Below are 22,565 nucleotides of genomic sequence, written 5' to 3'. Positions count from 1 at the left end.
GCAAAAGTAGTCAAAAAATAAGTTCTTATAACTTTATTCACAAAAGGTTTACGGTTTCCTTACTTGATTTAAACCACTAACTATCAGTTAATTTAGAAAACAAACGAAGCTTTTAGGGAAGGCAACGTTAATTTTATGAAACCAATACAAACAAATACTAAACCATTTATTTATTTAAATCAATCTCCTTTAAGTTTTCTAAGCGATTCCTTTCCAGAAAATCATCAATGGTTTCGAAATGTTCAATAACACGCTGATCTTTAAACTCAAATACCTTTTTAGAAAGACCTCTTAAAAAGTCACGATCGTGGGACACTAGAATAAGCGTCCCATCGAAATTCAATAGTGCTTCTTTTAAAACGTCCTTCGATTTTAGATCTAGGTGGTTAGTAGGCTCATCCAGAACCAATACATTCACTGGCTCTAATAACAATTTAACCATAGCCAACCTGGTTTTTTCGCCTCCGGAAAGCACACCTACCTTTTTATCTATATCATCTCCCTTAAACATAAAGCGTCCAAGGATATTTTTTATTTGTGTACGTATATCGCCTTTGGCGACGTCATCTACCGTTTGAAAAATGGTTAGATTTTCATCTAATAAAGCAGCTTGATTTTGTGCAAAATAGCCTATTTGTGTATTGTGCCCCAAGCTACATTGCCCTTCCACATCAATTTCTCCTAAAATAGCTTTAATCATAGTCGATTTTCCTTCGCCATTTCTCCCTACAAAGCATACTTTCTCACCGCGTGCGATAGACATACTGGCATTTTTAAACACTACGTGATCGCCATAAGATTTGGAAACATCCTTAACTGTAACGGGGTAATCTCCTGAACGCATAGCTGGAGGAAAACGCAATTTTAAAGCCGAATTATCGATTTCGTCAACCTCTATAATTTCTAATTTTTCCAGCATACGCTCACGCGAAGCTACCTGATTGGTTTTGGAATAGGTGCCTTTAAAGCGTTCTATAAATGCCATGTTATCGGCAATAAACTTTTGCTGTTCCTGATACGCTTTTAGCTGATGTGCACGGCGCTCTTCTCGTAATTGCAAATAATGGGAGTAATTGGCTTTATAGTCATAAATGCGTCCCATAGTAACTTCGATGGTCCTATTGGTTATGTTATCGATAAATGCCTTATCGTGCGATATTACCATAACAGCATTGGCTTTATTCACCAAAAAATCTTCCAACCAGATAACCGATTCAATGTCAATATGGTTAGTAGGCTCATCTAACAAAATCAAGTCGGGTTTTTGGAGTAATATCTTTGCCAATTCAATTCGCATACGCCAACCACCACTAAACTCCTTGGTTTGTCTAGTAAAATCGGATTGCTTAAAACCAAGTCCCTTTAATGCTTTTTCAACTTCGGCATCGTAATTTACGTCTTCCAAAGCATAGTACTTCTCTCCTAAATCGGACACCTTTTCTATGATACGCATGTATTCATCCGATTCGTAATCGGTTCTTGTTTCCAATGCCTTATTAAGACGTTCCATTTCATCCCGCATTTGGAACACATGACCAAAAGCCTTAGAGGCTTCATCAAATACCGTGGTATTGTCTTCAGTCAATAAATGTTGTGGCAAATAAGCTACTATGGCATCTTTAGGACACCTTACATTACCACGAGTAGCCTTTTGTACACCTGCAATAATTTTCATCATGGTCGATTTACCTGCACCATTCTTACCCATTAGGGCAATTTTATCGTTTGCATTAATTGTAAAGGACACGTCGCTAAATAGGGTCTGTCCACTAAACTCAACTGCCAAGGCATCAACTGAAATCATACGAAACTTTTTTTGAGCCGCAAAACTAATAAAAGAGCAGCTTAGCACATCATTATTACTAAAAATAAATCGTGGAAATAGTAATATAACATGAATAATGGATAAGGAATTTATGTCAGTTAGAGTGCCAAATCTGTGATTTGGTGCACTTCGACTTCGCTAAACTCGATACGGGCTTTGTCGAAGTACTAAATTCTTTCTGAATTTCAATCGAAGATACATTAGGGGCTCTTAAAGATTTTCAACTTTATCACACCAATTCTACTGTAACGTGATCCCTAAAGAAATTGGATTATTTTTTTCGGATTATTTTAAGGCTAGCTATTAAGACTACTAGGATAAGCCCAGACAAACTATACCAGATAACTTTATTAGAGTTGGGTGTAGACGGTTCTTCTTTTGCAACTGGGTTTTCTTTAATCCGCTCCAAAGAATTCAAATAAGGTGTTTGCGAAATATCGTCAATAAGCCGTAGATCTATTGACATAATTTGACTCATTTCTGATTTTACAATGGGATTTTCAACATCAAACCCTAATGCATTTGCAACGTTTTGTTTATTCTCGGCAGACCATCTTAAAGGCAATATAGTACCTAGCAACCATTTTCTATCGAGTCCACATTCACAATCGGCTCCTACTATAGAGAGTTGTTTAAATAAACGTTCACGTGTAATCGCACTATCGGCTAGTGGCTGCCCCATCATCCTACCTCTACCAAAAACAGAGATGACTTTAGACGAACGATCATCGATGGGAATCCCTGTACTCCACAACAACAACTGTTCTTCTAATCGATCCTTCAATGACAGTTCATATATTTTAATAGGTAGGTCTACCTTTTTGGCCATGGCTGGCATAACTTGCTTTATATCCGCAACAGCTTTATCTACTTCTCTACGAACCCTTCTGTTTTCAGTATCATTATCACCATGAAGCAACAATACTACGGCATAAGAATCAACAAGATCCTTAGACAGTTTTCTTTGTAAATCAGAATTTATAACCCTTTCAAAAACTTCCCAAATGGCCTCTTTGCTAAAATCATCTTCCAAAGTAATTAGTTTCGTTTTCTCAAGTGGTGAAACCAGCATTAACATTGGGCGATCACGCAACAACTTATGGTCTTTTAGATATCGCACCCGCTTATCTTCTGGATTTGCCGAAACATCAATAACATGAAAGGCTATATTTGTATCAAGAAAAGTAGCATACCCCAACTGCTTAAAAGTTTTAATAACTTCACCATCAAACCCCTCTGGAACAAACATATAAAGCTGAAATTGGCACTCGCCTAGATCGGAATACCCAATTTCGCGAACGGTATAGCGACAGGCTTCAATTTGCTGTACTGAAAATAAGCTTATAACAATAAAAGTAAGTTGGAGTATTTGCTTTTTTATCTGTAAAACGGGTGTCATATCTATTGCTTTTCTAAAGAGGTAAATACGTTACAGACATTTGCAAAGGATAATTACAGGAACAACCAGAGCTCGCTTCGGGAATCATTACTAATCCTCCTGCCGGGATAATATTAATCCAACATCCTGTTCTTGTGGTAGAGTTTATTCTACTGGCTTGATCGGTACTGCTAACATCAACCAACGACGGATTAGACCCCCTAAAAAACAACTGACCAGATGATCCTGAGATATTTCCGCAGCTATGTCCTTTCCTGTTGAGTTTCCAATCTTTCTCTTGCTCGCCTGTAAACAAATTATAAGCAAAAGGCTCTACATATACTTTGTCTTCCATAATCAATGCTCTATGCAGTTGTTCCCCATGCGATCCATTAACCCAATCGGCATGTTTTTGCTCTTGCTTCCATACCAGGTCGCCGGATTCGGCTTTAAACACATAGGTCCCATACCACAAACCGCCATTTTTATTTCCCGATCCCGAAAGTACCAACAAACCTTTATCATAGCTTCCGTACAGCACATGATCCAACAAACTGAAATCAAAAGCTTTTTCCCAAAGTTTTTTTCCTGTTCTAGTATCAAGAGCGACTATAAACGGTTTTCCTTTTTTAAATGTATTAAAATCTATAAGTCCATCTTCATCCTGCATTGTAACCGAACTTCTACTTTCTACAAAAAACATTTTCTCCTCGCCTATAGTAATAGTAGGATTTAATACCATCCCATCTTTGTAAGTCCAATGCAATTTACCATTCTCACTATGCATACTAAAAAGGTAATCGCTACACACCAGATTACTATACTCACCCCAATCAAACCTGCTATATTCATTATAGGTAGCCTTAGTTTTTCGAGCACTACCAAACAATTTATCATTAACAACTGCCAAATACCCCCAATCCCTATCAACATTAAATAACTGAGGCACCTTAAATGGTGTCCTCTCCACTCCGGTTAATGGTTCAAAAACATTGCAGGTGTTGTCCGCAACCGCATAAAAATAGGTGTTACCAACAGCAAGGCTTCCTGCATCTCTTGAAATTTTAATTCGTCTAAAATTTGCTATATCTTTATTCCAAAGCAAAGTGCCATTATAAGCATCAGAGGCAATAACGCCATTATCTTTAGGGATAAACAAAATCCCATTTTTGTATAATGGAGAAACAGCCCTGTGATGACGGTCTGTCATTTCCCTTGGGCCGGGTTGTCCAAACCATTGTGGCATAATCTTTTCGTTCACCTTTTTATCTCCCGATGAAACCGTATTAGCCGGGTTACCGTATAGATGTGTCCATTCTCCTGAATTCGGTAGCCTTGGCCTTGTTACTACAAGTGATTCGTCATCATAGGACCACTTACAATCTATAAAACGCTCCTTGTTTATCAAGTCGTGATATTCGGCTTCTTTAAAATCATTATTGGTAAGAATGACTTTACCTCCATTAGGTTGCAAAACTTCAAAGAGCGCAGCTTCATTTACAGCAATCGTCCCTTTTTCCACCAACCTGTCGTCTGTTATGAGGTTTGCAAAGTACTTCGTAAACTCTAAATCTTCCAGATTGCCTTCAAAGAGTGTAATTCTTTTACCATAAATCCCACAGGCATCTAAATTTTTTCTCGCTTTTTTCACCTTATCTGGATCGGACTCTACGCCAATAATTTGAAAATCGGATGCTAAAGCGAGTTCATAAGCCAATCTTCCTTCGTTAAAATTTGTTATCAAACAAAAACCAGCCCTACGGTTCGTTCGCTCTAAAATGGCTTCGGCTGCTTTTTCAAACATTTCCCTTTTAGAACTTTCGGTATAAAACGACGTATTAATTTCTTGTTTTACCTTCTTCTTTTTTGACGCTTTATTAGAAGAAAAACAATAAATGGTTCCTTTATCGGTACTTACAAACAAACTTTCGCTGGCAATGGACATACCATAAGGGTGTCCATCAATTTGTTGCGTCCAGACCAAGGTACCATCGTTAACATTGTAAGCCGACACTTTACCAACTTCACCGATTATAATTGCATTATTGGATTTCACCATCGAGATTGGTTTATTAATAGGTGTTTGCCAGTTAAATTCTTTATTGGTTAAGGAATCGAGTTGCGATTTTGCATATGTTAAATCAGTCAATTCGGTCGACACGTCTTTTTTAACTAATTTCTTTTCCCTTATCGAGGCTGTTAACGCATTTATTCTTAGAGACAATTCCTTTCTCTTTTTTGTTATTTCATTATAAGTACTGCCAGCAATAGAGGTTAATTGAAAATCGGCTGCCACAAAATATCGTTCCTTATCTATAATAACCTTATGCCCTTTGAATGCGGCACTTAAAAAATCATCTGATTTAATCTCACTATTATGATTTACGCCGTGCACAATTTTATCTTTAGCCAACGAAAGATAATCCCCGCCTTTACCTTTTAGCTTTTTTACCAATTCTCCATTATCTCGACGTAACACATACGGTTGGGTTCTACTATTAGGAATGAAAATCTCGTCATTAGACACTACTGGATACCCTTGCGGTGCAAGCCCTTCTTGTTTGCGTTCCCAAATAACACTACCATTAGAAGCGTTAAGCGCAGATACATAAACATCTTGTTCTGGTAAAAGCCCCTCGGTTGCGTATAAAGTATCACCCCTTACCAAAACACCTGTTCTACATGGCGATGCGGCTACCACTTTCCCATTTCCGATAATCTTTAAATGGCTTTTTCCCGGCTTATATTTCCAGATCAACTCCCCCGAATAGGCATCCAAACAATAAACAAAACCATCATCCGAACTAAAAAACAATCGACCTTTATTAATGGTAGGGGCTGTTCGATTAGGACCATTTGTAAAAAAGGACCATTTTCTCTCACCTGTACTTATATCATGACAATATACCTGATGTGTAGCAGAACTGGAAAAATAAATCAGTCCATTAGCTGCCGTTGTATGGTATGCCCTATCGTAGGTAACCAGAGCCTCAAGTTTTCTCACCTTATTATAGTAATCTTGTTTAGCCGGCGCAGGCCAAGCCGCTTGTGGTGCTTCATTTTCAATCTGCCAATTTAGAGTTAAGGGAAAGTGCAGTGCTACAGGACTAATACCACTGTTCTGATTGTCATGTTGGTAACTTACCCAATCATATTCCGTTTCATTATACTTATTCGTGTTACCACAGGCCATAAGAAATAAAAACACTAAACAAGAAGCTATTCGTAACATTATTTGACATTTATATGTTCTTCGGCTAAATTAACAACAAAATATAAATTGACCAATCATTCAATTTACTTTTTATGCAAAAACCATATATTAAACCCTTTTAGTCATAACAATAGCCTTTTTACCCAATAACATTTTAACAAAAAAAGAATTGGCATTTAAAGATTGATGCAAATCCCAAAATTATCTCCCAAAGTACCAAAAAGTAATCCCTAACGAAACCACTGATATTTAGGAGCATAAAACGGATTGAAAATAACTTAACCCACTATTTGGTAATCAAATATTTAATCGTAAATTTGCAAACTCTTTTTGAGAGAGGAATGTTTAATAAATAAAAAATTATTAGTGTGGACACATTAAGCTACAAAACGATTTCAGCAAACAAAGCCACTGTAAACAAGGAGTGGGTTTTGGTTGATGCTGAAGGTCAGACTTTGGGTCGTTTAGCTTCTAAAGTTGCAAAACTATTAAGAGGTAAACACAAGCCTAGCTTCACCCCACATGTTGACTGTGGAGATAATGTTATTATTATCAATGCAGAGAAAATCAACTTAACTGGAAACAAGTGGAACGAAAAGACATACATTCGTCACACAGGCTATCCAGGTGGTCAAAGAAGTTTAACTGCTACTGAATTGTTTGGAAAAGATCCAGCAAGAATAGTAGAGAAATCAGTAAAAGGAATGCTTCCTAAAAACAAATTAGGAGCAAATTTATTCCGCAATCTAACAGTTGTTGTTGGTTCAGAGCATGCGCATGCTGCACAAAAACCAAAAACAATTAACTTAAACGAATTCAAATAATGGAAGTAATTCACAAAATTGGTCGTAGAAAGACGGCTGTTGCTCGTGTATATGTTGCCCCAGGAAAAGGAGACATTACAGTTAACAAAAAAGACGTAGCTAATTATTTTACTACTGCTACTTTGCAGTATAAGGTAAAACAACCTTTAGTTATGACTAACAATGATAGCAACTTTGATATTACCGTTAATGTATATGGAGGTGGTATCACTGGACAAGCAGAAGCTGTTCGCTTAGCAATTTCACGTGCTTTATGCGAAGTTGATGCTGAAAACAGATCCATCTTAAAACCAGAAGGTTTATTAACGAGAGATCCAAGAATGGTTGAGCGTAAGAAATTCGGTCAGAAGAAAGCGCGTAAGAAATTCCAGTTCTCTAAACGTTAATATCCTGAACTGGATTCGGGTTCTGCTTATCAGCTACCTTAATCAAGTTCAAAAAAGAAAATTAAACCGATGCTGAAATAAATTCAGCATTACAAAAAACTAGTTATTGTTGTCCATGTCGTAAAAGACGGGATTTAGTTTAGCATCTAAATGATCAAGGCGATTTAAAAAAGACCACTTGACCATTGCTAATTCAACAGAACGTAAACTATTAAAAAATGGCAGTAGAAGTAAAAGAATTACTCGAAGCAGGTGTACATTTCGGTCACCTTACACGTAAGTGGGATCCAAACATGGCTCCTTACGTTTATATGGAGCGCAATGGCATCCATATTATCAACCTATATAAAACTGCGGCTAAAATTGAAGAAGCAAGTGCTGCTTTAAGCAAAATTGCTAACTCTGGTCGTAAAATATTATTCGTTGCAACAAAAAAGCAAGCTAAAGATATCGTTGCTGAAAAAGCAAGTGCCATTAACATGCCTTACATCACAGAAAGATGGCCAGGTGGTATGTTAACCAACTTTGTTACTATTAGAAAAGCTGTTAAAAAAATGGCTTCTATCGATAGAATGAAGAAGGATGGTACTTTTAACACGTTATCTAAAAAAGAGCGTTTACAAGTTGATCGTTTAAGAGCTAAGTTAGAGAAAAACTTAGGTTCTATTAGCGATATGACACGTTTACCTGGAGCCTTATTTGTTGTAGACATTAAGCGTGAGCACATCGCGATTAAAGAAGCTCAAAAATTAAACATTCCTATTTTTGCTATGGTAGATACCAACTCCGACCCACGTCAAGTTGACTATGTAATCCCTGCAAATGATGACGCTTCTAAATCGATAGATAAAATCTTATCTCACGTAACTGATGCTATCGCAAATGGTTTAGCTGAACGCAAAGCTGAAAAAGAAGCTGAAGCTGCTCCAAAAGAAAGCGCAAAGGCTAAAAAAGCAGCTCCTGCTAAAAAAGTTGCAGCTGAAGAGGAAGAATAATTAACAATTACACAATACAAATAAGTCGTTTAATTATTTTTTTTATTAAAATATTTGAACGGCTTTTTTAAATTTTAAAATAGTATGGAATCTACGGTAAAAATTACAGCAGCAGAAGTAAACAAATTAAGACAAGCTACTGGTGCAGGAATGATGGATTGTAAAAAAGCTTTAGTTGAAGCTGGTGGTGATTTTGATAAAGCTATTGAAGTTTTACGTAAAAAAGGACAAAAAGTAGCAGAAAAGAGAGCTGATAGAGAGTCTAGTGAAGGGGCTGCTGTTGCTAAAGTTAATGCAGACCAAACTAAAGGTATTGCTATTGTTTTAGGTTGTGAAACTGACTTTGTTGGTAAAAACGAAAACTTCTTAAAACTAGCAAACCAATTGGGTGAGATAGCATTAAACTTCGATTCTAAAGACGCTTTCTTGGCATCTGATTTTGATGGCATGACCGTTGCTGATAAATTAGTTGAACAAACTGGTGTTATTGGAGAGAAATTAGACATCAACGCTTTTGAAGTTGTAGAAGCTCCTTACGTTGGTTCTTACGTTCATATTAATAAAATTGCTGCTCTAGTTGGATTGTCTGCAAAAGTAGACAACGCAGAAACTTTAGTTAAGGATGTAGCTATGCAAGTTGCTTCAATGGGCGCTACAACATTATCTTACAAAGATTTTGATCCAGCGTACATCGCTTCTGAAACTGAGGCTAGAATTGCTGTTATTGAAAAAGATAATGAAGAGTTGGCACGTTTAGGAAAAACACTTAAAAACGTTCCTAAATACATCTCTATGGCACAATTAACGCCTGAAGTTTTGGCCCAAGCTGAAGAAGACGCTAAAGCCGAATTAAAAGCGGAAGGTAAACCAGAGCAAATTTGGGATAGAATTCTTCCAGGTAAAATGGAGCGATTCATTTCAGACAATACAACTTTAGACCAAGAACAATGTTTATTGGATCAAAAGTTTATTAAAGATGAAAAGAAAACAGTTGCAGAGTATGTTAAAACCTATGGAGATGTTGAAATCTCAGGTTTCAAACGTGCTTCAGTAGGATAATATATCCGATAACCGTTTAGATATTAAAAAGGCCACTACTCTTTTATGGATGTAGTGGCTTTTTTTATAATGTAACCTGGCAGCATCAATGTTCTTACTACAACACCTCTATTAAATTCTGATTTTCTAGGATGATATTATCTCGTAAACGTAAACTTATAATCTGACTACCCTCCTTAAAATAATTACTCTTATTATTTCGAATATATCCTCTTCCTTTTATGCTATCAACTTCAAAGGTCTCCACTTGGTCACTTTTATTTAATATTACAGTACCAAACACTTTGGTTTTGCCTTTAAAACTAAAAACCATAGTATCTAGAGTAAATTTAGTTTTAGTTTTTATTTTAATTGCTTCTTTATAATATATCTCATAATATCCTGATTGAGAAAGTGCGTCTAATTTTGTTTTCCACAATTCCTTCCTACTTCTTACTGAAATTTGATTGACATTAGTTCTTTTTACTGGATTAACAAGAAACATTTTTTTATTAATAAAATCTAGAACGACCCTTTCATACTCCCAAAACAATGGGACTCCTAATAAATTTGATGTCGATCTATCTACTACAAAGGTCTCTTTATAAAGTGTATCGGCAATACCTAGGTTTGCGAATACTCTGCGCTTTGCACTTTTATTTATACTATTTGAATCTATTTTAACTGCATTCCCATTACAATCTAAATAGGAAAAGATGCCTTTCGACTTACCTGCATTCGTAATGGAATACGTGTAAGTTTTTGCTACTTTAATGGTATCTGTTATATTGAGAATCATATTATTTCCAGAATCAAGTATAACCTTTTTTTTATTGTTGTTTACTATTACATCAATACACCACCCCATCCCCAACCTACTCAAAGGAACAATTCTGGAGTTTGTTATGGAATCTAAATACGGATTGTCTTTTACATATACCTTATGATTTACCATATCGAAATCCCAAACAAAATTATTTATAATGTTTCTCCCTATTATGCCAGCAATAGAATCTTGATTATAGAAAATCCCACATGAATCCCATGCATCCTTTTTTAAAGCAGTATAAGTTAACTTTCTAAAGGTCAAATCACCTAAAGAAAGAATATCTAATTTATGAACTGACATTTTATCATTTCTAGCTTGTGAAGATGTCGCTACAATAGTATCCATTAACTTTGAGGCAATGTACTTCTCATGTAAAACAGTAGACAAAGATCCCGTATCAAAACTTAAATATTTCTTCTCTCCATTTATTTTAACCTTAAGATAAATGTGTCCCGTTGGACTCACAAAAAAAGGCATGGATATAGCATGATTTTCATTTTTCCAAAGCGTGGTATAATTCATCCATACATTTCGCTTTTCTGATATTATATCCAGAACTCCGTTATAACATAAAAAGGAAGCCATTGCGCTAGAAACCATTAAAACTATAGCACCATACATCTTCTCTTTCTTAAAAAGAAACACCAATAAAAGACTCAGTAAAATAGAAGCACCTGCTATTAATATCTTTTCTATACCTCTAGAAAAATCAAATATCAACACAAAAATAATAATGCTTAACAACAATATAATAATGACAGTTAAGATCCCAAACAGAACATTTAACAGTATATCTTGAAACTTTTTCATAAATAAAACAAATCCAAATAAGCGATAAAAAACAGCGATAAAAGCAATAATTTCCCATGTGTATTGCCAAACATAAAAACACTATGTTTTGTAAGCAAGATATGACAAAAACTACTTAACACCAACAGCAGATATAAACTTTTAATTAAAAAAGCCCCTACTTCTACGATGTTATAGAACTCATTTAAACTTTATGGGTTAAAGTGAAAATTGAATATTATAAACAGTAAGATTTTGCACAAACTTTTTTTGGTCTGTACCTCTTCGATAATCCACAAAAAAATATGTAGTTTTGCACAACTTTTATTCCGATCCAATCGGATATCATTTTTATAATAAATTCAATGAAATACAAACGCATACTTCTTAAACTATCTGGTGAGGCCTTAATGGGGGATCGCCAATACGGTATTGACCCCGAACGCTTATCGGAATACGCTGCAGACATAAAGGCAATTACAGATAAAGGTGTTGAAGTAGCCATCGTAATTGGTGGTGGTAATATTTTTAGGGGCGTCGCTGGAGCTAGTGAAGGTATGGATCGCGTTCAAGGCGACCATATGGGCATGCTGGCAACCGTTATTAATGGTCTAGCCTTACAAAGTGCACTCGAAAATGCAGGTATTCCTACCCGATTGCAATCCGCCATTAAGATAAACGAAGTTGCCGAACCTTTTATTCGCCGAAGAGCGATGCGTCATTTGGAAAAAGGCCGTGTTGTTATTTTTGGAGGCGGGACAGGAAACCCTTATTTCACAACCGATTCTGCAGCCGTTTTAAGAGCTATAGAAATTGAAGCCGATGTTATTTTAAAGGGAACGCGCGTAGATGGCATCTACAATGCCGATCCCGAAAAAGACGCTAAAGCGACTAAGTTCAACACCATTTCTTTTGACGATGTGCTAAGAAAAGGATTAAAGGTAATGGACACAACTGCTTTTACTTTAAGTCAGGAAAACGAATTACCAATTATAGTTTTCGATATGAACAAAAAAGGCAATTTACTAAAAGTTGTATCGGGAGAAAACATTGGAACAAAAGTAAATATATAACTTGGCTTGATTTTTGAAATAAAGGCTAAATAATTGTAAAAAATAATTTCTATGTGCTTTATTTTTTATAATAAATTTGTAAGATGAATATTAATTAACTACTTAACACTAAAGTTAATACCCATGAACGACGACATACAGTTTATCTTAGATACGACAAAAGAAGCAATGGACAAGGCTATTAAACACTTAGAAAAGCAATTAGTAAACATAAGAGCTGGAAAGGCCAGCCCTGCTATGCTTGGAAGTGTAATGGTAGATTATTACGGTTCGCAAACGCCACTAAGTCAGGTTGCCAATGTTAACACCCCAGATGGTAGAACCATAACTGTTCAGCCTTGGGAAAAAAGTATGCTTCAAGAGATTGAACGTGGTATTATGTATGCTAACCTTGGATTTAACCCTATGAACAATGGCGAATCCATTATAATTAACGTACCGCCTTTAACAGAAGAACGTCGCCGCGAATTGGCTAAACAAGCTAAATCTGAAGCCGAAGAAGCAAAAATTGGAATTAGAAACGCTAGAAAAGACGCTAATAACGAAATTAAAAAATTAGAAGATGTTTCTGAGGATCTAAAGAACAATGCTGAAATTGACGTACAACAAATGACCGACAAATACGTTAAGAAAGTTGACGACATTTTCACCACCAAGGAAAACGAAATTATGACTGTATAACTTGGGAAGCGACTTAAATGTCGCTTTTTTTGTAACCTAACCTGTTGCTTTTTTGCGCGAATGTTAAAACCTATTTATCTTCTTTTTTTTTGTTTGTTTTCTGCATTGGCATACACACAAACAGCTTCTAACACGGCTTTTGGAACGCAGCAGGATTCTATTAAAAAAAGCCTTTTCATAAAACAATTGGGGAATGGTTTTTTGCCTACAAAATACTTTAATTTCGATTTAAGGTATCTCGTGAAATTCAATCAGCATGAAGGCTTTAGAACAGGACTAGGTGGCGTTACGAATAATACATTTTCCAGAAAATACCGTTTAAACGGTTATCTTGTTTACGGTTTTGCCGATCAACGGCTTAAATATAGTATGGGAGGCGGTTTTAGGATTGCCCCTAAAACCAACACTTGGATAAACTTATCGTATACCGATGACTTACAGGAAACCGGTAGTACAAAATTTCTAACGGATAAGCGTTTTTTCCAGTTTTTTGAACCACGCTTATTAAATATCGATCTGTTTCACAAACATATCACTAAAGCTATTTCCCTAGAACATCGGCTATTCTCTAAATTATTGACAGAAACGCAATTCGCGGTAAGCAAAATAGAACCCACCTACAATTACAGTTTCTATATAAATGACCTAAGCTACAACACATACGATCTAAGTGCTTTAAAAATAGCATTCCAATGGAGTCCCTTTAGTAATTTCGAATACTCCGAAAAAGGATTGAAAGAAACCAAAAAAAGATTTCCAAAATTCACTTTACAGTACACTAAAAATTTTAAGGATGTATTTAAAAGTGATTTCGCTTTTTCTAAAGTAGATTTCAGGACTATTTATCAAACCGGAGCAAAAGACAACCTTGCTTCTGAGCTTATTTTGGTTTCGGGCATTGCAAATGGCAACACACCCTTAACCCACTTGTACCATGCGTATCCTAACAACATAAACAAACAACAAATACTTCAACGCTTTTCAGTGGCCGGATTAAATAGTTTTGAAACCATGTTCTTTAATGAGTTCTTTTCAGATAAGTTTGCTACCATTCAATTTAAACAGTACCTAATACCTTTTGAAATTACTGAACGTTATAAGCCACAACTTGTTTTAATAACGCGTTATGCTATTGGCACTATGAAAAACATTGATAGGCACTTGAACATGAGTTTTGACACGCTAAATCATGGCTATACCGAATCTGGTTTTGAAATCAACAAACTACTGTTTGGTTTTGGTTTAAGTTTCACCTATCGTTATGGCGCCTACCACTTGTCACAAGTAGAAGATAATGTGGCTCTTAAATTTACTTTTAACGTAACTTTATAAAGTATTTCGGGCAAGTAATACATTGGATTTTTCTACCTTTGCCAATCTTTTATCAAAAGTATGTTCAAACTTTTTACAAAAAATTTTTGGGATGTTACTGCCAGATTAATTCTGCGCAATAAAATAACAATCCTTGTCGGCATTATATTGCTTACCGTGTTTTTTAGTCGCCAATGGGACAATATGCGTTTTACATATACCGAGGCCAATTTACTCCCGGATGACCATGAGGTAAACGTAATCTATAACAACTTCTTAAAAACCTTTGGAGAAGAAGGTAATCTTATTGTTTTAGGCGTAAAAGACAGCACACTTTTTACGGTCGAAAAATTAAACGCCTGGAATAGGCTCTCGGAAGATTTTAAACAGTATGATGAAGTAGAATCGGTAGTATCCATTAAAGACCTTCAAAAACTTGTAAAGGACAATGTTAATGAAAAGTTCGAATTAGAACCGTTTATAAAAGATACCATTGCATCGCTAGCACAAATTAATGTGCTTCAAGATGAGTTATTCAAAAAATACCCGTTCTATGATAATTTTCTGTTCAATAAAAACACGAAAACCATTCGAACAGCCATCTATTTAAAAAAAGACATTGTAAATACCCCTTCTAGAAAAGATTTTATTGTTAAAGTCCTAGTGCCAAAAATTGAAGCTTTTCAGGAACAAAACAACTTGGATGTAAGGGTTTCGGGGATGCCTTATATTCGTACTTTAAATTCCCAGAACATTATTGATGAAATAAGCGAATTTGTGATAGCTGCTTTACTGGTTACCTCACTTATTTTCTTTTTCTTTTTTAGATCGTTTAGAGCGACGTTTATCTCATTAATTGTTGTTTGTATTGGGGTTATGTGGACCTTGGGCATATTAGGGCTTTTAAATTACGAAATAACGGTCCTAACAGCTCTTATCCCCCCTTTAATTATAGTTATAGGTATTCCTAACTGTATCTTCTTAATTAACAAATACCAGCACGAAGTAAAACTGCATGGTAACAAAGTAAAGTCCTTACAGCGCGTTATAACAAAAATTGGTAATGCCACTTTAATGACCAATGTTACAACAGCATCGGGATTTGCAACTTTTATACTTACAGAAAGTAAACTTTTAAAAGAGTTTGGTGTAGTAGCCTCGCTAAGTATTTTAGCAATTTTCATTTTATGCTTACTCATCATCCCTATAATCTACACCTTTTTACCCTACCCTAAAGACCGCCATTTAGAGCATTTAAACAAACGGTGGATTGGTGGTTTTGTAAACTGGATGGAATACATGGTGCGAAAAAAACGTATTGCCATTTATGCCTCTTCGGTTGTACTGCTTATAGTAAGTATGATAGGCATTTACCAGATAAAAATTTCTGGTAGTCTTATAGAAGATATGCCAAAAAAAACAGAGTTCTTTAAAGATATTCGCTTTTTTGAAGAAGAGTTTAATGGCATCATGCCTTTGGAAATTATGATCGATACCAAACGCAAAAAAGGCGTTATGAAATTATCGACCTTAAAAAGTATGGATGCTTTGGAAGATGTTATCATTGAAACACCCGAATTATCGAAACCTATTTCCGTGGTAAGCTTGGTTAAGTATTCTAAACAAGCCTACTATAATGGCAATCCTAAATACTATCAGCTACCAACCTCTCAAGAGAATAGCTTTATTCTATCGTATGCTAAAAACTCAACCTCTAATGTGGGATTGTTGAATAATTTCGTGGACAGCACCGGACAATATGCTCGAATCACCACATTTATGAAAGATATCGGCACGGATAAAATGGAACGTATCGAAGAGAATTTACAAAATAAAATTAATAAGGTTTTCCCAAAAGAGCGATACAATGTAACCATGACGGGTAAAGCTTTGGTATTTCAAAAAGGCACCAATTACTTAGTCAAGAACTTAGCCATTTCTTTATCACTTGCCATCTTTCTAATCTCTCTTTTTATGGCATACATGTTTAGATCTGGAAGAATGATTATTGTATCCCTTATACCTAACCTATTGCCGCTTTTGGTAACGGCTGGTCTCATGGGTTATTTAGGGGTTCCCATAAAACCTTCAACCATATTGGTTTTTAGTATTGCATTTGGTATTTCTGTAGATGACACCATCCATTTTTTAGCAAAATACAGACAAGAACTGCAAGCGAATCACTGGAAAATAAAAACATCCGTTTACGGTGCATTACGTGAAACAGGGGTAAGTATGTTCTATACATCAATCGTACTGTTCTTTGGGTTTTCGGTATTTACCATTTCCAATTTTGGAGGAACAGTGGCTTTAGGTGCTTTAGTATCCATTACCTTATTGTTTGCCATGCTTTCCAATTTATTGGTGTTACCATCACTACTATTATCTTTAGAACGTAGTATTGCCAATAAGCAAGTTTTAAAAGAGCCTTCTATAAATATTATTCCAGAGGGTGATGACGACGAAAACACAAATTCATAGTAATAAAAAATTATCTTTGTTATAAATATTTAATGTATGAAGACAAGAACTGTTTCGGAACTTTTATCACAAGAAAATGTTTTAACCGAAGTAGATATTAAAGGTTGGGTAAGAACATTTAGAGCAAATCGTTTTATAGCTTTAAACGATGGCTCTACAATTAATAATATCCAATGTGTAATTGATTTTGAAAAATTTGACGATACACTTTTAAAACGCATTACAACTGGTGCAGCGATACACGTTACAGGTGCATTGGTTGAAAGCCAAGGTAAAGGGCAATCTGTAGAAATACAAGTTGAATCCTTAGAGGTTTTAGGCGATTCAGATCCTGAAACCTATCCTATTCAACCTAAAAAACACTCCTTTGAGTTTTTAAGGGAAAACGCACACTTACGCACAAGAACAAACACATTTAGTGCCGTAATGCGTTTGCGATCCACCTTATCGTTTGCCATACACAAATATTTTAACGATCATGGGTTTTACTATATGCACACCCCTATCATTACTGGTAGCGACGCCGAAGGTGCGGGCGAAATGTTTCGTGTAAGTGCCCTTGATCCTAAAAACCCACCACTAAAAGAAGACGGAGACATAGATTACTCCCAGGATTTTTTTGGTAAGGAAACCAACCTAACCGTTTCCGGTCAATTAGAAGCCGAAACCTATGCCATGTCTTTAGGAAAGGTTTATACGTTTGGGCCAACCTTTAGAGCAGAAAACTCAAACACATCACGTCATTTGGCAGAGTTTTGGATGATTGAACCTGAAGTAGCCTTTATGGATCTTGCCGGAAATATGGATTTGGCAGAAGATTTTATGAAGTTTGTACTAAAATACGTTTTAGAACATAACAGGGAAGACCTAAACTTTTTGGATAAACGATTACAAGATGAAGATAAGTTAAAGCCGCAGGCCGAACGCAATGAGATGACACTTATTGAAAAACTTAACTTTGTAACTGATAACCATTTTAAACGGGTTAGTTATACCGAGGCCATAGACATATTAAGAAACTCAAAGCCAAACAAGAAAAAGAAGTTCAAATACCCCATTAACGAATGGGGAACCGACTTACAAAGTGAACACGAGCGTTATCTAGTAGAAAAACACTTTAAATGTCCGGTTATATTATTTGATTACCCGGCCAATATTAAAGCTTTTTATATGCGTTTAAACGATGATGGAAAGACCGTTCGTGCCATGGATATTTTATTCCCAGGTATAGGCGAAATGGTTGGTGGTTCACAACGGGAAGAGCGCTTAGACGTTTTAAGAGAAAAAATGGCTGCCTTAAATATTCCGGAAGAAGAACTTTGGTGGTATTTAGATTTACGTAAATACGGATCTGCCGTACACTCAGGTTTTGGACTTGGCTTCGAGCGCCTAGTTATGTTTGTAACGGGAATGAGTAACATTAGAGATGTTATTCCATTTCCAAGAACACCACAAAACGCTGAGTTTTGAGATGAAAAAGAATAATCATATTGCAATAAAGAGATAAAAGAAATTTTATACTTTTATCTCAAACCAAATTAAAGCATGCTTAAGCAACAGTTACAATTTAAATTATCCCAGAAATTGTCTCCGCAACAAATTCAATTGATGAAATTGATACAGTTGCCAACACTTGCTTTCGAACAACGCTTAAAGCAAGAATTAGAAGAAAATCCAGCACTCGAAGGAGGTAAAGAGTCCCTAGACAATGAATTTGACTCAGATCTAGATAATTCTACAGATGATTTTAATGACAATGAATCTATTAATGCCGAAGATATTAATGTTGATGAGTATTTAAGTGATGATGAGATTCCGGACTACCGAACACAAGCAAATAATTACAGTAGTGATGATGAGGAAAAGACCATGCCCTATGCTGCTGGCACATCATTCACGCAACACCTAATAAACCAGTTAAACACTTATAGACTCACTGATGAAGAGCGCGACATTGCAGAGTTTCTAGTGGGAAGTGTTGACGAAAGCGGCTATATTCGTCGTGCGCTTACCGATATAATGGACGATTTGGCTTTTACCCAAAATGTCTATACTACAGAAGAAACAATTAAAAAAGTGCTAAAGATTGTACACCAATTAGATCCTGCTGGTGTTGGCGCTAGAAATTTACAAGAATGCTTAAGTATTCAATTACATAGAAAAGAAAAGACAGCCGATAATGAATTAGCCATTAAAATTATTGACACGGCCTTTGAACAGTTTACTAAAAAGCACTACAAAAAGTTGCTTCAAAAATTCGACATTACTGAAATTCAATTAAAAGACGCCATATCTGAAATTGAACATCTAAACCCAAAACCAGGTGGCTCCTACTCAGGAAACAACCGAATAGTAGAACATATCGTTCCTGATTTTGCCATTAAAATTGTAGATGGTGAACTGGAATTAACATTAAACGGTCGCAATGCTCCCGAGTTACATGTTTCCAGATCTTATAATGACATGCTCAAGGGCTATAAGGACACAAAAGAGAAATCGAAGTCTCAAAAAGACGCCATTATATTCATTAAACAAAAATTAGATGCTGCCAAATGGTTTATTGAAGCTATAAAACAGCGACAACAAACCTTATTTATAACCATGAGTGCCATCATGCACTACCAACGCGATTACTTTTTAACTGGTGATGAGCGCATGCTAAAACCTATGATCCTCAAGGACATTGCCGACGAGATAGCTATGGATGTTTCAACCGTGTCGCGGGTTGCCAACAGTAAGTATGTAGACACGCCTTATGGCACCAAGCTTATAAAAGAATTCTTTTCCGAATCTATGAAAAATGACCAGGGAGAAGATGTCTCTACAAGAGAAATAAAAAAGATTCTGGAAACGGTTATTGAAGAGGAAAACAAAAGAAAACCCTTAACCGATGAGACATTAGCGAGTATATTAAAAGAAAAAGGCTACCCCATTGCCAGGAGGACAGTTGCTAAGTATCGCGAACAATTAGACATTCCTGTGGCACGATTGCGTAAAAAGATATAAATGGATCGTATCTTAAAAAGTATATCGTTTATCTTCCACCCTATCTTGATGCCCTTGTTTGGCGTTGTGTTTTACTTTGCGAAGTCGCCCCGCCATATTCCCATACAGGCAATTCAAGCAAAACTAGTTGCCCTTATCATTCTTACGGTAATTTTACCTATCGTCATTTATTTCCTTCTAAAAACCCTAGGGAGGGTTAATTCAATATATCTTAAGTCTACAAATGAGCGTATTATCCCCTTGCTTATTAATTGTATTATTCTGTTAATAATACTGCAACGCATCTTAACCCCTAAGCAAGTTATTGAGCTTTACTATTTTTTTGTTGGTATCTTAATTTCTACCCTCTCATGTCTCATTTTGGCAATCTTTAAATTTAAAGCGAGTATCCACATGATTGCGGTATCGGGGCTGTTTATGTTTTTTATAGCCTTAAGCATTCACTTTAGCATTAACATAAATGGCACCTTAGCTTTTATGGCTATTGTAACTGGCGCTGTAGCCACTTCTAGGCTTCATGTTAAGGCTCATAATTACACCGAAATATTACTAGGCTGTTTTATTGGTGCACTTCCGCAACTCATTTTAGTGAATTATTGGTTATAGAATGTAAAACTAATCAATAACTCTTCCTTTACTATCTACCTTTATTTCGAGGTTTAAAGCAGGAAAAAAGATGTTTTTCCTTTTTATGACACCAGGAAAAAACAGAGATACAGTTTTTCCAATTACTATATGACATATCTAAGCATGACTTAGCATTTTGAGGGATAAAAAAAGAAGCCCCCTCAAAAATAGTTTTCTTTAAATCCCCTGAACAGTTAAGGACACTCAAGGTTTGTGTCTGCCCTTCGCGAAAGGATATTGTTCGTGCCCAAAGTGACAGCTTTGGGCATTTAGTAAAATAAGTTCTTGATACCAATACTTTTATTCAATACTATTAATAATTCTTTTAAAAGCAATACTATCTGAAGGATGTGGTGAATTATTTAAAACAATCTCGTTTTGTTTATTTAGAATTATATATCTTGGAATCGAATGGACTTTTAGATATCTTACTAGTGGTGAATTTGTAACATTAATAACTAAATATTGATTTCGGACATTAAGATAGCTTTCAAGTTCTTCTGATTTTTTTAACCATTTTTTTTCATCTTCATCTATTGATAGGTAAATCCATTCTACATTATTTTCAACTGATAGTTTATCTCTAAAGTTTTGTGCTTTTTGTATTTCACTTATACAAGGAGGGCACCAACTTGCCCAAAAATCTATAACTCTTATCCTTTTATTTGAACGGTTAAAAATTTCGCCTAATGTTAAAGTGTCTCCATATTTACTGAGTAACTTGGTATTTAATGCCGATCCTGGGAACTTTAAGTCGAAAGAATTTAGATCTTCTAAAATATCTTCCATTTCTTTCGTATACATAGAATTGGGATATTGCTTACCATAATCGTTAATTTCATTTTTAAAAAAAGAAACGCTTTGTTTGCTATGCCCAAAGCCCCTCCAATGATAAACAGTAATGAGAGAAGCCATTGCGTACTCCTTGATTTTTTTACTAAAATTATGTTCTATAACAGCTTTTTCTGCTAAAAATTTTTCTTTGGAATAACTTGGATGGTCTGAAGCATCAAAGTAATTTCTTACGAGTACTGATAAAGCAGATTTGAAAGAGCCTATACTTAAATGGCTCTCATCTTTAAAATCATCTATTGAAATATCTCCTATATAGTCTTTAAGATTAAACAACTGCTCTTTACTACTATATTCTTTTTGAATAATTGTAAATAATTCCTCTGGGCCAGCCAAGTAAACAGAGTCTCCATTTTTTTTTGTCCTAGGGATTATTAATTCATATAAGTGCGAATATTTCAAACCAGATTCTACAAAATCAACAAATGACTTTGATGTGATATTATGCCGCCTTACGTATTTATTAAAAAAGTCTACTTTTTTTCTGTAAATGGAGTCTACCCTAGATTTATATTCCAAAATATTACCTTTATAAGGATTGTGCATATATCTTGGGGTAGAATCTTTTAAACTTGAATAAAAGTTATGTTCAGCAGCATTTTCTCCTTTAATGCTAAATCGCTTATTTTTAATTTCAAAAATTATCGTATCATTTGGTTTCGCCATAAATGTAGTACTATCCTTGAAATCTTTGGACCATGAAGACAAGTGTAAGAGTTGTGGTTCTAAAATAGAATCGATCTCCATGACTATAGAGTCACCAATCACTTTTCGGTCAGTAATGCAATTTCCATGATTAAGTGAAGCCGAAGACGCATTTAGTACACTAATATATTTAAAAGCTCCTAAATCATCTGTTTTACCAATAATTAAGACTTTTTCTTTTTTTACATTATTTGTGTCTTTAATCTTTTGATGACTGCTATTGCTTTTATTATTACAGCTAAAGACCACAATAACTATTACGAGGTTAAATATTATCTTTCTCATTGAAATATTAAATGTATAGATATAACAGGTTAAAGGTAATTACCTTTAACCTGTGTTTTTGTTAATAACCGTAACCACCACCTACTAAAGGCCCTGTACATATCAAACTGGTCCAAGTTAAACCAGAAGGAACTTTATTGTTACACCAACTACTTGTACAGTCATCACAGCTACTGACGCTATCAAACCATGCAGCTCCAGTATTCTTATTTTTACAGCGGCATTATAAAGTACCACCATCTCCACCAAACACAGTTTTTAATTGG

The 22,565-nt window shown here is 35.4% G+C and carries 16 protein-coding genes; 11 read left to right on the top strand and 5 right to left on the bottom strand.

What is annotated here, in order from left to right:
* Positions 1–166: 166 nt before the first annotated feature.
* The 3 genes from JF259_RS13335 to JF259_RS13325 all read right to left on the bottom strand — a co-directional run bounded on the left by JF259_RS13335 (position 167) and on the right by JF259_RS13325 (position 6,435).
* Complete coding sequence (locus JF259_RS13335; RefSeq protein ID WP_199115842.1) at positions 167–1,804, bottom strand: ABC-F family ATP-binding cassette domain-containing protein; 1,638 nt, start codon at positions 1,802–1,804, stop codon at positions 167–169.
* Positions 1,805–2,096: 292 nt separating this feature from the next.
* Positions 2,097–3,224, bottom strand: coding sequence for a hypothetical protein (locus JF259_RS13330; protein ID WP_199115840.1), 1,128 nt, complete (start codon positions 3,222–3,224; stop codon positions 2,097–2,099).
* Positions 3,225–3,237: 13 nt separating this feature from the next.
* Positions 3,238–6,435, bottom strand: coding sequence for an outer membrane protein assembly factor BamB family protein (locus JF259_RS13325; protein WP_199115838.1), 3,198 nt, complete (start codon positions 6,433–6,435; stop codon positions 3,238–3,240).
* Positions 6,436–6,785: 350 nt separating this feature from the next.
* Here JF259_RS13325 and rplM point away from each other — a divergent pair, with 350 nt between their 5' ends.
* From rplM to tsf, 4 genes are all read left to right on the top strand, one after another.
* A complete protein-coding gene (gene rplM / locus JF259_RS13320) occupies positions 6,786–7,241 on the top strand; it encodes a 50S ribosomal protein L13 (RefSeq protein WP_199115831.1) in 456 nt (151 codons plus the stop codon).
* A complete protein-coding gene (rpsI, locus tag JF259_RS13315; RefSeq protein ID WP_199115830.1) occupies positions 7,241–7,627 on the top strand; it encodes a 30S ribosomal protein S9 in 387 nt (128 codons plus the stop codon). Before rplM ends, rpsI begins: the two co-directional genes overlap by 1 nt.
* A 218-nt stretch (positions 7,628–7,845) precedes the next feature.
* Positions 7,846–8,622 carry a 30S ribosomal protein S2 gene (gene rpsB / locus JF259_RS13310; protein ID WP_199115829.1) on the top strand — a complete coding sequence of 259 codons (777 nt, stop codon included), beginning with the start codon at positions 7,846–7,848 and terminating at the stop codon, positions 8,620–8,622.
* A gap of 84 nt (positions 8,623–8,706) precedes the next feature.
* Positions 8,707–9,681: a translation elongation factor Ts gene (gene tsf / locus JF259_RS13305; RefSeq protein ID WP_199115828.1), complete on the top strand. Its 975-nt coding sequence runs from the start codon at positions 8,707–8,709 to the stop codon at positions 9,679–9,681.
* Positions 9,682–9,778: 97 nt separating this feature from the next.
* Here tsf and JF259_RS13300 read toward each other — a convergent pair whose 3' ends face one another.
* The gene (locus tag JF259_RS13300; RefSeq protein ID WP_199115827.1) at positions 9,779–11,299 is read right to left on the bottom strand and encodes a pepsin/retropepsin-like aspartic protease family protein; all 1,521 of its coding nucleotides are present in this window, start codon (positions 11,297–11,299) and stop codon (positions 9,779–9,781) included.
* 344 nt (positions 11,300–11,643) lie between these two features.
* On the opposite strand from JF259_RS13300, the gene pyrH reads away from it, so the two are divergent.
* The 7 genes from pyrH (at position 11,644) to JF259_RS13265 (ending at position 20,436) form a co-directional block, all read left to right on the top strand.
* Positions 11,644–12,351 (top strand): UMP kinase, encoded by a 708-nt coding sequence (gene pyrH / locus JF259_RS13295; RefSeq protein ID WP_233164276.1) that lies wholly within the window; start codon positions 11,644–11,646, stop codon positions 12,349–12,351.
* Positions 12,352–12,474: 123 nt separating this feature from the next.
* Positions 12,475–13,032: a ribosome recycling factor gene (gene frr / locus JF259_RS13290; RefSeq protein WP_199115826.1), complete on the top strand. Its 558-nt coding sequence runs from the start codon at positions 12,475–12,477 to the stop codon at positions 13,030–13,032.
* A 93-nt stretch (positions 13,033–13,125) separates the two neighbouring features.
* Positions 13,126–14,364 carry a DUF5686 family protein gene (locus tag JF259_RS13285; protein ID WP_233164274.1) on the top strand — a complete coding sequence of 413 codons (1,239 nt, stop codon included), beginning with the start codon at positions 13,126–13,128 and terminating at the stop codon, positions 14,362–14,364.
* A 60-nt stretch (positions 14,365–14,424) separates the two neighbouring features.
* The gene (locus JF259_RS13280; protein ID WP_199115824.1) at positions 14,425–16,824 is read left to right on the top strand and encodes an efflux RND transporter permease subunit; all 2,400 of its coding nucleotides are present in this window, start codon (positions 14,425–14,427) and stop codon (positions 16,822–16,824) included.
* 36 nt (positions 16,825–16,860) lie between these two features.
* Positions 16,861–18,294, top strand: coding sequence for an asparagine--tRNA ligase (asnS, locus tag JF259_RS13275; protein ID WP_199115823.1), 1,434 nt, complete (start codon positions 16,861–16,863; stop codon positions 18,292–18,294).
* Positions 18,295–18,369: 75 nt separating this feature from the next.
* Entirely contained in the window at positions 18,370–19,830 is a 1,461-nt protein-coding gene (rpoN, locus tag JF259_RS13270; protein WP_199115822.1) for an RNA polymerase factor sigma-54, read from the top strand.
* Positions 19,831–20,436, top strand: coding sequence for a hypothetical protein (locus JF259_RS13265; RefSeq protein ID WP_199115821.1), 606 nt, complete (start codon positions 19,831–19,833; stop codon positions 20,434–20,436). It abuts the gene before it with no gap.
* A 321-nt stretch (positions 20,437–20,757) separates the two neighbouring features.
* Here JF259_RS13265 and JF259_RS13260 read toward each other — a convergent pair whose 3' ends face one another.
* Positions 20,758–22,299 (bottom strand): TlpA family protein disulfide reductase, encoded by a 1,542-nt coding sequence (locus JF259_RS13260; RefSeq protein WP_199115820.1) that lies wholly within the window; start codon positions 22,297–22,299, stop codon positions 20,758–20,760.
* Positions 22,300–22,565 lie beyond the last annotated feature (266 nt).

It is taken from the genome of Snuella sedimenti (genome assembly GCF_016428595.1).
Lineage (GTDB): Bacteria > Bacteroidota > Bacteroidia > Flavobacteriales > Flavobacteriaceae > Snuella > Snuella sedimenti.
This window is presented reverse-complemented; position numbering and strand designations above follow the sequence as displayed.

Bases quoted from the DNA above. Each gene is read 5' to 3' on its own strand.
- JF259_RS13325 (WP_199115838.1), bottom strand. From the start codon at position 6,435: ATGTTACGAATAGCTTCTTGTTTAGTGTTTTTATTTCTTATGGCCTGT.
- pyrH (WP_233164276.1), top strand. From the start codon at position 11,644: ATGAAATACAAACGCATACTTCTTAAACTATCTGGTGAGGCCTTAATG.
- rpoN (WP_199115822.1), top strand. From the start codon at position 18,370: ATGCTTAAGCAACAGTTACAATTTAAATTATCCCAGAAATTGTCTCCG.
- tsf (WP_199115828.1), top strand. From the start codon at position 8,707: ATGGAATCTACGGTAAAAATTACAGCAGCAGAAGTAAACAAATTAAGA.
- rpsI (WP_199115830.1), top strand. From the start codon at position 7,241: ATGGAAGTAATTCACAAAATTGGTCGTAGAAAGACGGCTGTTGCTCGT.
- asnS (WP_199115823.1), top strand. From the start codon at position 16,861: ATGAAGACAAGAACTGTTTCGGAACTTTTATCACAAGAAAATGTTTTA.
- rpsB (WP_199115829.1), top strand. From the start codon at position 7,846: ATGGCAGTAGAAGTAAAAGAATTACTCGAAGCAGGTGTACATTTCGGT.
- JF259_RS13300 (WP_199115827.1), bottom strand. From the start codon at position 11,299: ATGAAAAAGTTTCAAGATATACTGTTAAATGTTCTGTTTGGGATCTTA.
- JF259_RS13265 (WP_199115821.1), top strand. From the start codon at position 19,831: ATGGATCGTATCTTAAAAAGTATATCGTTTATCTTCCACCCTATCTTG.
- JF259_RS13335 (WP_199115842.1), bottom strand. From the start codon at position 1,804: ATGATTTCAGTTGATGCCTTGGCAGTTGAGTTTAGTGGACAGACCCTA.
- JF259_RS13260 (WP_199115820.1), bottom strand. From the start codon at position 22,299: ATGAGAAAGATAATATTTAACCTCGTAATAGTTATTGTGGTCTTTAGC.
- JF259_RS13280 (WP_199115824.1), top strand. From the start codon at position 14,425: ATGTTCAAACTTTTTACAAAAAATTTTTGGGATGTTACTGCCAGATTA.
- JF259_RS13330 (WP_199115840.1), bottom strand. From the start codon at position 3,224: ATGACACCCGTTTTACAGATAAAAAAGCAAATACTCCAACTTACTTTT.
- frr (WP_199115826.1), top strand. From the start codon at position 12,475: ATGAACGACGACATACAGTTTATCTTAGATACGACAAAAGAAGCAATG.